Here is a 12779-nt window from a genome sequence, read left to right on the forward strand (position 1 = left end):
ACAGCAGAAACCAACAGGTGCCACCGATGCAACGATTTGATTTTGTCACACAACCATAATGTAGCACGCCTAAAGACCGCGCGTTGCTGCGAACTGTAGAGGAGAACTGAAGTGAGCACTAAATTCCACAAACTGCTCTCGATGACGACAGCTCTGGTCATTGCAAGCTCGGCTGTCGCCGTTGCTGAACCCAGCGCGGAACTTGTCGAAGCCGCCAAGAAGGAAGGCATGCTGACCACCATCGCCCTGCCCCACGACTGGTGCGGCTATGGTGATGTGATCGCCGCCTTCAAGGCAAAATACCCGGAGATCAAAGTCAACGAACTGAACCCGGACGCAAGCTCTGCCGATGAAGTCGAAGCCATCAAGGCGAACAAGGACAACAAGGGCCCGCAGGCTCCTGACGTCGTCGACGTTGGTCTCGCCTTCGGCCCGCAGATGAAGTCCGAGGGACTGCTGCAGCCATACAAGGTGTCCACCTGGGATGAAATCCCGGACAACATCAAGGATGCAGAAGGTCATTGGTATGGCGACTATTATGGCGTCATGTCCTTCCTGGTGAACAAGGATCTGGTCGAAAACACGCCGAAGGATTGGGCAGACCTGCTGAAGCCGGAATATGCCGGTCAGGTTGCTCTCGCCGGCGACCCGCGTGGCTCCAACCAGGCCATTCTGGCCGTTCTCGCCGCCGGCATGGCGACAGGCGCTGCACCGGGCAAGGAAGCTGGCGAAGCCGGCCTCAAGTTCTTCGCCGAGCTGAACAAGGCAGGCAACTTCGTCCCGGTCATCGGCAAGGCCGGCACGCTCGCCCAGGGCTCTACCCCGATCGTCATCATGTGGGACTACAATGCACTTGCAGCCCGCGACACGCTGGCTGGCAATCCGCCGGCTGAAGTCGTCGTTCCGGCAAGCGGCATCCTCGCAGGTGTCTACGTCCAGGGTATCTCTGCCTATGCGCCGCAGCCGAATGCTGCCAAGCTGTGGATGGAGCACCTTTATTCCGACGAAGGCCAGCTCGGCTGGTTGAAGGGCTATTGCCACCCCGCTCGGTTCAACGCCATGGTTAAGGACGGCAAGATCCCGCAGGATCTGCTTGACGCTCTGCCGCCGGCCGAATCCTATGAAAAGGCCTACTTCCCGACACTCGAAGAAGTCGACGGCAACCGCGAAGCCGTGACTGCCGGCTGGGATGCCGTTGTCGGCGCCAACGTCCAGTAACAGCTGAACTTCGCCGCCGCCCGGACGAGATCAACCGGGCGGCGGCATCACCGGAATGAACCGTGAGAACACGGACAAGAGGGGCAAGAGATCAATGTCATCTGACCGGGCCGTCACAGGCGGACCACCTGGAAAGCTGCCCAGGCTTCCATTTCACTGGCTCGGGATTGTTCCCTTCGCAGCCTTCGTCCTTCTGTTTCTCATAATGCCGACGATGAAGATCGTCGTCGGTGCCTTTCAGACCCCGGACGGCGATTTCACCCTTGCCAATATCCGGGGACTGTTCACCCCCACGATCATTGCGGCCTATTGGATTTCCATCAAGATCAGCTTTGCCTCGGCCGCTCTTGGCTGCCTGATCGGCTTCGGCGTCGCAACCGCTGTGATCCTCGGTGGCCTGCCCCGCTGGATACGGGGGCCATTGCTGACGTTTTCCGGCGTGGCATCGAATTTTGCGGGCGTGCCGCTCGCCTTTGCCTTTCTTGCCACCCTTGGCCCGGTGGGACTGGTGACCGTCTTTTTGCGGACTGAACTCGGGATCGACCTGCGGGTGCTCGGCTTCAACCTTCTGTCCTTCTGGGGCCTGACGATCACCTACCTCTTCTTCCAGATTCCCCTGATGATCCTCATCATCGCCCCGGCACTCGACGGGCTGAAAAAAGAGTGGCGTGAAGCAGCCTCGATCCTTGGCGCAACCAACGCGCAATACTGGCGGCTTGTCGCCTTCCCAATCCTGCTGCCGTCCATCCTTGGCACACTCGCACTTCTCTTCGCCAACGCCTTTGGCGCGGTGGCCACCGCAATTGCCCTGACCGGTTCGTCCCTGAATATCGTCCCCATTTTGCTGTTCGCCCAGATCCGGGGCGACGTGCTCAACGATCCACATCTCGGCTACGCACTGGCCTTCGGCATGATCGTTGTCACCGGCATTGCCAACGGGATCTACATCTGGCTGCGCGGCCGCAGCGAAAGGTGGATGAAATGAGGCGTTTCTGGGCATGGGCCATGCTGGGGTTTGGCCTCCTCTATTTCATACTGCCGCTGATCGGCATGACCAATTTCTCGCTCAAAATGCGGCGCGGCGAGTATTCGTTCGACGCCTATGAAAAGGTCTTTGCCGATCCCCGTTTCCAGGAAACCTTCAGCTATTCGGTGACCATGGCGCTGGTCACCATTGCCTTCGGCGTGTTCCTGGTCGTGCCAACAGCCTATTGGGTACGCCTGAAGCTTCCTTTCCTGCGGCCCTATATTGAATTCATCACGCTGTTGCCGCTCGTCATTCCGGCCATCGTGGTGGTCTTCGGCTATATCCGCCTGTACAACACTTCAAGCTGGCTACCGCTAACCGGTTCGGCAATCGGGACGGATATCCTATTGATGTTCGGCTATGCGACCCTTGGCCTGCCCTACATGTACCGCGCCGTGGACACGGGACTGAGAACCATCGACGTTGCAACCCTGACCGAAGCTGCCCAAAGCCTGGGGGCTGGCTGGGTGACCATCATCGGACGGATCATTCTGCCGAATGTGACCGTCGCCGTGATGTCTGGCGCCTTTGTCACCTTTGCCATCGTCATGGGCGAATTCACCATGGCAGCCCTTTTGAACAAGCCGGCATTCGGGCCTTACATGCAGTTGCTTGGTGCGAATAGGGCCTATGAACCGGCAGCACTCGCCGTCATTGCCTTTGCCATAACCTGGGCCTGCCTCGGTTTGATGCAGCTCGCCTCCCGCCTTCAGAAAACCGCGCCACGTCAGGCCTGAGGATCAGTATTTCATGACGTTTTTGACATTGAACCATTTGCAGAAATCCTTCGGCGCAACACAGGTCGTGCATGACTTCAACATGTCGATCGACAAGGGCGAATTCGTCTCTTTTCTCGGACCATCCGGCTGCGGCAAGACCACCGTCCTGCGCATGGTCGCAGGCTTCGAGACGCCATCGGCCGGCAGCATCGTCATTGATGGGCAGGACCAGACGAGCCTCAAGCCGAACAAGCGCAACATCGGCATGGTGTTCCAGGCCTATGCCCTTTTCCCGAACATGGACGTCTTCGACAACGTGGCATTCGGCCTGAAGATCGCGGGCCTTCCGAAGGCCGAGATTGAAGACAGGGTGAAGGAAATGCTGGATATGATCCATCTCGGTCATCTTGCCGAGCGTTTCCCCTACCAGCTCTCCGGCGGCCAGCAGCAGCGCGTGGCTCTTGCGCGTGCGCTCGCTCCGAAGCCGCAGGTTCTGCTGCTCGACGAGCCGCTCTCGGCGCTTGATGCCAAGATCCGCGTGTCGTTGCGCGAGGAAATCCGCCAGATCCAGCAGCAACTCGGCATCACCACGGTCTTCGTGACCCATGACCAGGAGGAGGCGCTGTCGATCTCCGACCGCATCGTCGTGATGAATGCCGGCAAGGCCGACCAGATCGGCACGCCCTTCGAGATCTACAATCGACCGGCGACACGCTTCGTTGCCTCCTTCGTTGGCACGCTGAACGTTCTCGACGCCGTTGTTGTTGATCCAATCCAGCGGATCCTCAAGCTCGGCGATACCACCTTGACGATCAACGAAGACATCAGGGCCGCTGCTGGCGCAACGATCCAGATCGCGATGCGACCTGAATCAGGCACGCTGTGCGCAATTGACGGAGCCACTTTCGTCGGCAAGGTCACCTCTAGCCAGTTTCTTGGTTCCGTGATCCGCACGCGGATTGAAGTGGCGGGGAAAAGCGTATCCTTCGACAGCTTCAACGATCCCGGCGTCAAGCCACCGACCATAGGCGAGATCGTCGGCATAACGATCGACCCATCCGGCCTGATCCTGCTCGCGGACTGAGTCAGAACTTGAGGGAAGTGCTGGCATGTCAGGCAGACTTTCGGTAATTGCGAGCATAACCGATCCCGGCAACCCAGGCAGACCAAACGAAGACAGGCTGGGCCATAATAAGGATTCTGCCTTTATCTTCGATGGTGCTACAGGGCTTGGCGACCGGCAATTCATGGATGGTTACGGCTCGGATGCCTCCTGGATCGCCGAATTCGCAATGCATCGGATGGAGCAGAAACTCGACTGCGCCGCAGATCCAAAGACTGTGCTGCGCGAAATCTCGGAAGAAGCCAGGGACGCCTTTCTATCCGTGGCGGGCGAGCAGCCGCGCTACACCTGGCCAGCTGCCAGCCTGACGGCGCTGCGCTCGACAGGCTCGGGTTTCCAGTATTTCGGACTGGGGGACAGCTGCCTCTATATCCTCCATGATGATGGCCAGAGCGACTTTGCCATTCCCATTCCCGGCGCCTATGAGTGGGAACAGTTTCAGGCGGCAAAACATATTGCAAGGCTCGGCGGCATTGGTGCGATTGGCGCTGCCAATGCAGACCCGACGACACTTGCCGACCTGCGGGCAAGCCGCGCCCGCCAGAACATGCCGGGCGGCCTTACCTGGACTTTCGGCATCGTGCCGGAGGCTGCCGACCATCTGGTGATTATTGACGTTCCCCTCCAGGGCGGCGGCGCAACCGCCCTCCTTTGCTCCGATGGTCTGGCGGACCTCGTGGCCCTTTACAAAGCCCATGACGCCGGCTCGCTCGTGCGCCATGCCCGCGATCAGGGTCTCGCATCCCTTGTTGAGGAACTGCGCCATTTTGAACGCGTCATCGATCCCGATGGGCTGCGGTATCCAAGATTCAAGCAATCAGACGATACGACTGCCATCCTGCTGCGCCTTGAGCCGTAGAGCTGGTTTCTGCGCTAAGACTAAATCAACGCAATCGGACTATTCTATCCGGCAAGACTGTTTCTGACTCTTAAATCAGACAACCGGCAGGCCCAGGCGATGAACATTTTGCCGATATCGGCACGCAGCTTCGACACGTCTTCGCGGACCACGGCGACACCGTCTGCCGGAGCAACCGCCGTTGCATCAGATGCTCCTGAAGAAACGGCGAACCTGCTTGGCGACATTGAAGCGGCCCTTGCCGAAACGCGCCGCAAGATTGTTCAGGACCGGCTGGAACGCGCCCAGGAAGAAATGCGCATCTTGCGCCAGTTCTCTGTATCACCCTCTTTCCTGGCTTTCCGGTCGGCAGCCATCGGGCGCGAGCTGGGTGCAGCAGCCACCGACTTTGCCGACCTCATGCGCGATCAACAGAAATCGGCTTCGAATGGGAACGGTCCCGTCGAAAACCCCAATCCGGGTATTGCCCAACCTCCACAAACGACCTTGCCACTCGCTTTTTCGGAAGAGGACGAGGAAACGGTGAACGGGTTTCGCTCTGCCATTCTCCAGGCCTGGGCTCTGCTGGACATTTCAATGGGCGATCTCATGGCCGCCAATGACCACCAGCCGAGTGACGAGCACATGGCAAGCCACTCGCGCAACGATATGAAGGATGGTCTTGAGGCCCTAAATGCTCTTGCGGGTCCGGCCCTGGCATTAAGAGGCGTCTTTTTCCTCTAGGCCGCCTCGTCCTTTTCGGCGCTCGCAGCCTTCGGAACATAGTTCAAAACAGGCCCAAGCCAGCGCTCAACCTCGCGCACATCCATACCCTTGCGGGCGGCATAGTCCTCGACCTGGTCGCGCTCGACCTTGGCAACGCCGAAGTAATAGCTATCCGGATGACCGATATAGAGGCCGGAGACGGATGAACCGGGCCACATGGCATAGCTTTCGGTCAGCGTGACGCCGGTCGTGGCCGTGGCATCCAGAAGCGAGAACAGCGTAACCTTCTCCGTATGGTCGGGCTGCGCCGGATAGCCGGGCGCCGGGCGAATGCCACCATAGGTCTCGGAGATCAGTTCCTCCGGCGAAAACGCCTCGTCCGGCGCATAACCCCAGAATTCGCGGCGCACCCGCTCATGCATCCGCTCGGCAAAGGCTTCGGCGAAACGGTCAGCCAGCGCCTTGACCATGATCGACGAATAATCGTCATTGGCCCGCTCGAAGCGCTCGGCAATCGCCACTTCCTCAATGCCTGCGGTGACCACGAAGCCGCCGACATAATCGCCAATACCCGTTTCCACCGGCGCGACGAAATCGCTGAGCGCCACATTGGGTCGACCATCACGCTTCGACAATTGCTGTCTTAGCGTGAAGAAGGTCGCAAGGTCCTCGCTGCGCGTTTCATCCTTGAACAGGCGGATATCGTCCCCCACCGCATTGGCCGGCCAGAAGCCGATCACTGCACGCGGACGGAACCAGTTTTCCGCGATTATCTTTTCCAGCATCGACTGCGCGTCGGTAAAAAGTGCCCGCGCCGCCTCGCCCTGCTTCTCATCCTCCAGGATCGCCGGGAAGCGGCCCTTCAGCTCCCAGGTCTGGAAGAAGGGGGTCCAGTCGATATACTCGGCAAGTTCCTTCAGGTCATAATCCTCAAAGACCTTGGTGCCGGTGAAGGCGGGCTTGGTTGCTTTGTAGCCGGACCAGTCGATCTTGACCGCGTTGGCGCGTGCTGCCGAAAGTGGCAGACGTTGCTTCTCGGCTTCTGCCCGCGCATGGGCGTCAGCCACCTTGGCATATTCGGCACGGAGCCCATTGACCGTCTTGTCCCGGGTTTCTTCCGACAGAAGCGAGGATACGACACCCACGGCGCGGCTGGCATCGGTCACATAAACCGCCTGCCCCGCCTTGTACTGCGGATGGATCTTCACCGCAGTATGCACACGGCTGGTGGTCGCGCCGCCGATCAGGAGCGGGATGTTGAAGCCCTGGCGCTGCATCTCTGAAGCGACATGCACCATCTCGTCCAGCGAGGGCGTGATGAGGCCGGAGAGGCCGATGATGTCGACATTTTCCTGCTTCGCCACTTCCAGGATCTTGGTGGCGGGCACCATGACGCCGAGGTCGATGATCTCGTAATTGTTGCAGGCGAGAACCACGCCGACAATGTTCTTGCCGATATCATGCACGTCACCTTTGACGGTCGCCATCAGCACCTTGCCAGCGGCCTGCTTTTCATCCCCGCCATTCAGCCGCTTTTCTTCTTCCATGTAGGGAAGAAGCACTGCCACGGCCTGCTTCATCACGCGCGCCGATTTGACCACCTGCGGCAGGAACATCTTGCCGGCACCGAACAGGTCGCCGACCACATTCATCCCGGCCATCAGCGGCCCTTCAATCACATGCAGGGGACGATCGGCCTTCTGCCGGGCTTCTTCCGTATCGATCTCGATGAATTCGGTGATGCCGTTCACCAGCGCGTGCTCCAGCCGCTTCTCGACCGGCCATTCGCGCCAACTCATGTCCTGGGTACGGGTCTTGGCCTCGCCAGTGCCGCGATAGCGCTCGGCGATCTCCAGGAGCCGCTCGGTACCATCCTGACGGCGATTGAGAACCACATCCTCGCAGGCCTCGCGCAGGTCCGGATCGATGCTTTCATAAACAGCCAACTGCCCCGCATTGACTATACCCATATCCATACCCGCCTGGATGGCGTGATAGAGGAAGACCGCATGCATGGCTTCGCGCACCGGCTCATTGCCGCGGAAGGAGAAGGAGAGGTTCGACACCCCACCGGACACATGCACCAGAGGCATTTCCTGCCGGATCGTGCGGGTCGCCTCGATGAAGTCGACACCGTAATTGTTGTGCTCTTCAATCCCGGTCGCCACGGCAAAGATGTTCGGGTCGAAGATGATGTCTTCCGGCGCAAAGCCGGCGTCTTCGGTCAGGATCCGATAGGCGCGGCGGCAGATCTCCACCTTACGCTCATAAGTATCGGCCTGGCCCTTTTCATCAAAGGCCATGACGACGACGGCGGCACCGTAATTGCGGATCAGGCGAGCCTGCGCGATGAAAGCCTCTTCGCCCTCTTTCAGCGAAATAGAATTCACCACCGCCTTGCCCTGCACGCATTTGAGCCCCGCCTCGATGATCGGGAACTTCGAGGAATCGATCATCACCGGCACCTTGGCGATGTCCGGCTCGGCGGCAATCAGGTTCAAAAACTCGACCATGGCCTTTTCGGAATCGATCAGGCCCTCGTCCATGTTGATGTCGATGATCTGCGCGCCGTTCTCCACCTGATCGCGCGCGACCACGAGAGCGCCGGCATAATCGCCGGCGGTGATCAGCTTGCGGAACTTCGCAGAGCCCGTCACGTTCGTTCGCTCGCCGACATTGACGAAGGGAATGTCCTTGGTGAGCTCGAAAGGCTCCAGCCCGGACAGCGACATGAAGGGCCGGTGCTCGATAGGCTGGCGCGGCGTCTTGCCGGCAACGGCCTCGGAAATCGCCCGGATATGATCCGGCGTCGAACCGCAACAGCCGCCCACCACATTGACGATGCCTTCATCGGCAAAGCCCGCAACGAGTTCTGCCATCTCATCGGGCGTCTGGTCATAACGACCGAATTCGTTCGGGAGACCGGCATTCGGATAGGCGGAAATGAAGGTATCGGCCACGCCCGACAATTCCAGAAGATGCGGGCGCATGGCATCGGCCCCGAGCGCACAGTTGAGACCGATGGTAAACGGCCTTGCATGGCGCACCGAGTTCCAGAAGGCGGTCGGTGTCTGGCCGGACAGCGTACGGCCCGAAAGATCGGTGATCGTGCCGGAAATCATAACCGGCAGGCGTATGCCCCTGGCAAGGAAACGCTCCTCACAGGCAAAGATCGCAGCCTTGGCATTCAGCGTGTCGAAAATGGTCTCGATCAGGATGATATCGGCTCCACCATCGATCAGACCGTCGATCTGTTCGCCATAGGCAAGACGCAAATCATCAAAGGAAACAGCGCGGTAGCCGGGATTGTTGACATCCGGCGAGATCGATGCGGTGCGGTTGGTCGGCCCGATGGCACCGGCCACGAAACGGCGCTTGCCGTCCTCGCGCTCGGCTCTGAGCACGGCGCGCCGCACGACTTCCGCCCCTTCCTTGTTCAGATCATAGACCGCACCTTCCATCTGGTAATCGGCCTGGGCAATACTGGTCGAGGAAAAGGTATTCGTCTCGATGATATCGGCACCGGCCATCGCATAGCGGAAATGGATGTCCTCGATCGCCTGCGGCTGGGTCAGGATCAGAAGGTCGTTATTGCCCTGCTGATGACAGGCACAGCCAATGAAGCGCTCTCCGCGGAAATCGTCTTCCTGAAGGCCCAGCCCCTGGATTTCGGTGCCCATGGCTCCATCGAGGATCAGGATACGCTCACGCGCGGCCTGTTGCAGCGCCCGCAGGATTTCCGCGCCATCGCGATTGGCACCCTGCTTGCCGAACAGTTGATCGAGCATAAGCGAACTCCCTTGCTTCAAATGCGACACGTCCAAATCACATAAAGATATGTTTATGTCAACATGCGCTCTAATCCTGCATAGCTGAAGGGGAACGGTGACAACCACGTCCAAGATCCTTAAGAAGCTGAACACACGCGCGATTTGGAGGAGACGTCATGCCCGATAAAGCTCAAGCCACAAAAGCAGACGCCCTATGGGCCAACCGTCCCTATCATCGCGACTGGCTGCTCGGCGAAGCGAACGGCCTTTTTGATTTCTTCCAGACCAATGCGCTCAATCCCAAGGGCGGCTTCTACGACCTCGATCGTAAAGGTCAGCCCCTCAACAGGAACAATCCGGTGCGCGGCATCCATGCGAGCGCCCGGATGGTCCATTGCTATGCCATCGGCGACCTGCTCGGCCGACCGGGTGCCGCCGATATTGTCGATCATGGCATGCGCTATCTCTGGAATGTCCATCGTGATCAAAAGCATGGTGGCTATTTCTGGCAAGCCGATGACACCGGCGCCGTCGATTCATCAAAACAGGGCTATGGCCATGCTTTCGTGCTTCTGGCCGCTTCATCGGCGAAATGTGTGGGCCACCCGCTGGCAGACGAGATGCTGGCCGACATCACCGAGGTGATCGACACGCGGTTCTGGGAAAAGGACCACGGCGCCATTGCAGAAGAATTTTCCGCCGACTGGCAGCCGGTGCCCGGTTATCGCGGCCAGAATTCGAACATGCACCTGACCGAAAGCCTGATGGCGGCCTTCGAGGTTACCGGGGAACGGCACTATCTCGACAAGGCGGAAAGCATTGCGGACCTGATCATCAACCGCCGCGCCCGCGAGGAAGCCTTCCGGGTTGCCGAGCATTTCGATGAAAGCTGGAGCGTCGACCCCACCTACTATCACGCAAACGAGATGTTCCGCCCGGCTGGCACCACACCCGGCCACTGGCTGGAATGGGCAAGGCTTCTGCTGCAGCTCTGGGTGCTCGGCGGCAAGCGCCATGGCTGGATGCCCGAAGCGGCACGCGGCCTCTTCTTCCAGTCCATGGCCCTCGGCTGGGACAAGGACAAGGGCGGTTTCTTCTACACGCTCGACTGGGCAAACAGCCCCGACAAGCGCTCCAAACTGTGGTGGCCGCTCTGCGAAGGTGCAGCCGCCGCCCATTTCCTCAACCAGCATGCCGAAAGCGACTTTCATGAGGAAAGCTATCGCAAGATCTGGAGCTATATCGCAAACAACAGTCTCGACCGCGAATTCGGCGGCTGGCACGAGGAACTGACCGAAGACGGCAAGCCGTCAAACAGCCTCTTCCCGGGCAAGGGAGACATCTACCACGCGCTTCAGGCCTGCCTGATCCCGCTTTTCCCGGCAGAGGGCAGCCTGACCAAGATGATCGCAGGGGTACCACTCAAGATCTGATCGTGGTGACGACGAGAAAGGCGGCGGACAGGTCCCACCGCCTTCGCATCATGTGATCTGCAATATCCTATTGATCCAGCGCATAAGTCATGTTGACCGTCACGCTGTAACGGTTCTCGCCAGAGGCAATCGGTGCCGCTTCCATGGCCATGTCCTTGGCCATCGCCATCGTCCGATAGACAGGCTGTGGCATGGGTGCGGCAAAATTCTCGGAAATCTCGATCACGCGCCCAAGCTTGACACCCGCAGCCTCAGTCAGGATCCGCGCCTTCTCCATGGCTTCAGCCACAGCCTCACGACGGGCCTCGGCAATTGCCGCTGCCGGATCGTCATTGGTGAAAACGATGTCACCGCCCTGGTTGACGCCAAGCTTTACAGCCCTGTCAATGACGCTGCCGAGCGCCGACAGGTCCCGAACCCTCACTGTCAGCCCGTTGGTCACTGTATAACCGACGATCTCCGGAGCCTGATAATCACCGGTGCTGGACTTCTTTTGCTCATAGCGCGGCTGGACGGAAAAATTGCTCGTCTGCAAGTCCCGATCGGCAAGGCCCTGCCCTTTCAGATCCGCAAGCACGTCCGCCATGGCCTGACTGTTGGCACGAAGCGCCTCCTCGGCGGTCGCGGCCTCGCGCACCACCGACAGTGAGAGAATGGCCATGTCCGGCGCAATCGCCGCCTCTCCCTCTCCCGAAACAATGATCGTGGCTTCTCGCATCTCATCCTCACTTGCAAGAGCGGGCGCAGCGGCGGCGACCAGCGCCAGCGGGCCGATCAGAGCCGTCGCCAGCATCAGGGGTCTCATTGTCTTCAGCATGCGATGTTTCCTTTTCCCTTCTATAGCCGGAACTGTCCGGGGCTCCGCCTGATTGAATGCTGCACGCTCTTGACGACGCTTTCGACATCAAGATGCAGCATAGTCTGTGAGACATGATCTCACAGACTGGCCACGCCCGGAACCGACGATGGACGCCAGACACTCTGTGCGGCAGCGCCATCTCGCTATGGAACCCGATTGTGAAGCCATCACGGCGAAGACTTGTCCGCTTTGGGAATTTGCGTTAGACGCAAGCCCACGGTGCGGGGTGACCATTACCCGCCCGACGGCAATCCGCCGGGCTGGGCCTGTAGCTCAATGGTTAGAGCCGGCGGCTCATAACCGCTTGGTTGGGGGTTCGAGTCCCTCCGGGCCCACCATTTCATTCCGTGCAGCCGGTATCCTTGAGAGCCTGGGCGTGAAATCCCTTCAGCTTCTTCTCGATCTCAGATTTGCTGATTCGATGGCCGGCGAGTGTCAGGTCGCGGTGGAGGCAGGAAACGACGTCGCTATCGCCGGTAACGACATGGTCAGCCTTGTGGAGATCGCGGGCATAGCGGGCGAGGTCCGCACCGTTGAAGCCAATGAGGCCGCCGGCCCAATAGCCGGCGAGAAAGTTCCGCCTTTCACGAATACTGCCAAGCCCCTCGCCTTCGTCGTGATCTTGGCCTCCCGCCTGACCATGGGGCGGGGCCTGATTCTCAATGGCATTCGGCATTACATCCTCCCAGCGGTTCAAATAATGCATCAGCCGGTTTCCCCCTGGCTGACGAGAAAATTCGCAAGCGAACCGCAAGCCGGGTTTCCAGCATCCAGCAATTCCGCAGCAGTCTGCCAGCCCACAGCGACACTGACAATCGTCGTGACCGCCCACCACGGCTCCTCACCGGCACGAGCGAGAAGAATCGGCCCCGTCGTCCCCAGACAATCGCTGGCTTGGCTCACCACCTCGACCGGCGCGCGGGCCTCTTCAAGGCGCTCTCGCAGGCCCGCCTGAACGGGTTCAACAACGAAACTGGCAAAAAGCGATGCAACAAATTCACCGATCATCGGCAGATCTCCCCAGAATGACTGTCATGAAGCTCACGCCCCGGCATGGCGGGAAAGC

Annotated in this window: 11 protein-coding genes and 1 tRNA gene; 8 read left to right on the forward strand and 4 right to left on the reverse strand. The window is 59.5% G+C overall.

The window, feature by feature from the left end; translation table 11 throughout:
- The first annotated feature begins 141 nt into the window (after positions 1-141).
- The 6 genes from FE840_RS15805 (at position 142) to FE840_RS15830 (ending at position 5669) form a co-directional block, all read left to right on the forward strand.
- Positions 142-1218 (forward strand): ABC transporter substrate-binding protein, encoded by a 1077-nt coding sequence (locus tag FE840_RS15805; protein ID WP_138286750.1) that lies wholly within the window; start codon positions 142-144, stop codon positions 1216-1218.
- Between the two features lie 94 nt (positions 1219-1312).
- Positions 1313-2203 (forward strand): ABC transporter permease, encoded by an 891-nt coding sequence (locus tag FE840_RS15810; RefSeq protein WP_138286449.1) that lies wholly within the window; start codon positions 1313-1315, stop codon positions 2201-2203.
- On the forward strand, positions 2200-2982 hold the full coding sequence (locus FE840_RS15815) for an ABC transporter permease (protein ID WP_138286450.1): 783 nt from the start codon (positions 2200-2202) through the stop codon (positions 2980-2982). Before FE840_RS15810 ends, FE840_RS15815 begins: the two co-directional genes overlap by 4 nt.
- A gap of 13 nt (positions 2983-2995) precedes the next feature.
- Entirely contained in the window at positions 2996-4048 is a 1053-nt protein-coding gene (locus FE840_RS15820; RefSeq protein ID WP_138286452.1) for an ABC transporter ATP-binding protein, read from the forward strand.
- Positions 4049-4073: 25 nt separating this feature from the next.
- Complete coding sequence (locus FE840_RS15825) at positions 4074-4946, forward strand: protein phosphatase 2C domain-containing protein (RefSeq protein ID WP_138286454.1); 873 nt, start codon at positions 4074-4076, stop codon at positions 4944-4946.
- A 99-nt stretch (positions 4947-5045) separates the two neighbouring features.
- Positions 5046-5669, forward strand: coding sequence for a hypothetical protein (locus FE840_RS15830; protein ID WP_138286455.1), 624 nt, complete (start codon positions 5046-5048; stop codon positions 5667-5669).
- Here FE840_RS15830 and metH read toward each other — a convergent pair.
- Positions 5666-9439 carry a methionine synthase gene (gene metH, locus FE840_RS15835; RefSeq protein ID WP_138286457.1) on the reverse strand — a complete coding sequence of 1258 codons (3774 nt, stop codon included), beginning with the start codon at positions 9437-9439 and terminating at the stop codon, positions 5666-5668. The genes FE840_RS15830 and metH overlap by 4 nt on opposite strands.
- Before the next feature lie 158 nt (positions 9440-9597).
- On the opposite strand from metH, the gene FE840_RS15840 reads away from it, so the two are divergent.
- Complete coding sequence (locus FE840_RS15840; protein WP_138286458.1) at positions 9598-10854, forward strand: AGE family epimerase/isomerase; 1257 nt, start codon at positions 9598-9600, stop codon at positions 10852-10854.
- A gap of 67 nt (positions 10855-10921) precedes the next feature.
- Here the strand turns inward: FE840_RS15840 and FE840_RS15845 are convergent, their stop codons facing one another.
- On the reverse strand, positions 10922-11659 hold the full coding sequence (locus FE840_RS15845) for an SIMPL domain-containing protein (protein ID WP_171033677.1): 738 nt from the start codon (positions 11657-11659) through the stop codon (positions 10922-10924).
- 316 nt (positions 11660-11975) lie between these two features.
- Between FE840_RS15845 and FE840_RS15850 the strand changes: the two genes are divergently transcribed.
- Positions 11976-12051 (forward strand) — tRNA-Ile (locus FE840_RS15850).
- 2 nt (positions 12052-12053) lie between these two features.
- On the opposite strand, the gene FE840_RS15855 is transcribed toward FE840_RS15850, so the two are convergent.
- Together FE840_RS15855 and FE840_RS15860 are read right to left on the reverse strand one after the other, a co-directional pair.
- Complete coding sequence (locus FE840_RS15855) at positions 12054-12389, reverse strand: ATPase inhibitor subunit zeta (RefSeq protein WP_138286461.1); 336 nt, start codon at positions 12387-12389, stop codon at positions 12054-12056.
- A gap of 29 nt (positions 12390-12418) precedes the next feature.
- Positions 12419-12721: a hypothetical protein gene (locus FE840_RS15860; protein WP_138286462.1), complete on the reverse strand. Its 303-nt coding sequence runs from the start codon at positions 12719-12721 to the stop codon at positions 12419-12421.
- Positions 12722-12779 lie beyond the last annotated feature (58 nt).

The organism is Peteryoungia desertarenae (assembly GCF_005860795.2).
Classification (GTDB): Bacteria; Pseudomonadota; Alphaproteobacteria; order Rhizobiales; family Rhizobiaceae; genus Allorhizobium; species Allorhizobium desertarenae.

Bases quoted from the DNA above. Each gene is read 5' to 3' on its own strand.
- FE840_RS15820 (WP_138286452.1), top strand. From the start codon at position 2,996: ATGACGTTTTTGACATTGAACCATTTGCAGAAATCCTTCGGCGCAACA.
- FE840_RS15845 (WP_171033677.1), bottom strand. From the start codon at position 11,659: ATGAGACCCCTGATGCTGGCGACGGCTCTGATCGGCCCGCTGGCGCTG.
- FE840_RS15860 (WP_138286462.1), bottom strand. From the start codon at position 12,721: ATGATCGGTGAATTTGTTGCATCGCTTTTTGCCAGTTTCGTTGTTGAA.
- FE840_RS15840 (WP_138286458.1), top strand. From the start codon at position 9,598: ATGCCCGATAAAGCTCAAGCCACAAAAGCAGACGCCCTATGGGCCAAC.
- FE840_RS15815 (WP_138286450.1), top strand. From the start codon at position 2,200: ATGAGGCGTTTCTGGGCATGGGCCATGCTGGGGTTTGGCCTCCTCTAT.
- FE840_RS15805 (WP_138286750.1), top strand. From the start codon at position 142: ATGACGACAGCTCTGGTCATTGCAAGCTCGGCTGTCGCCGTTGCTGAA.
- FE840_RS15855 (WP_138286461.1), bottom strand. From the start codon at position 12,389: ATGCCGAATGCCATTGAGAATCAGGCCCCGCCCCATGGTCAGGCGGGA.
- FE840_RS15830 (WP_138286455.1), top strand. From the start codon at position 5,046: ATGAACATTTTGCCGATATCGGCACGCAGCTTCGACACGTCTTCGCGG.
- metH (WP_138286457.1), bottom strand. From the start codon at position 9,439: ATGCTCGATCAACTGTTCGGCAAGCAGGGTGCCAATCGCGATGGCGCG.
- FE840_RS15825 (WP_138286454.1), top strand. From the start codon at position 4,074: ATGTCAGGCAGACTTTCGGTAATTGCGAGCATAACCGATCCCGGCAAC.
- FE840_RS15810 (WP_138286449.1), top strand. From the start codon at position 1,313: ATGTCATCTGACCGGGCCGTCACAGGCGGACCACCTGGAAAGCTGCCC.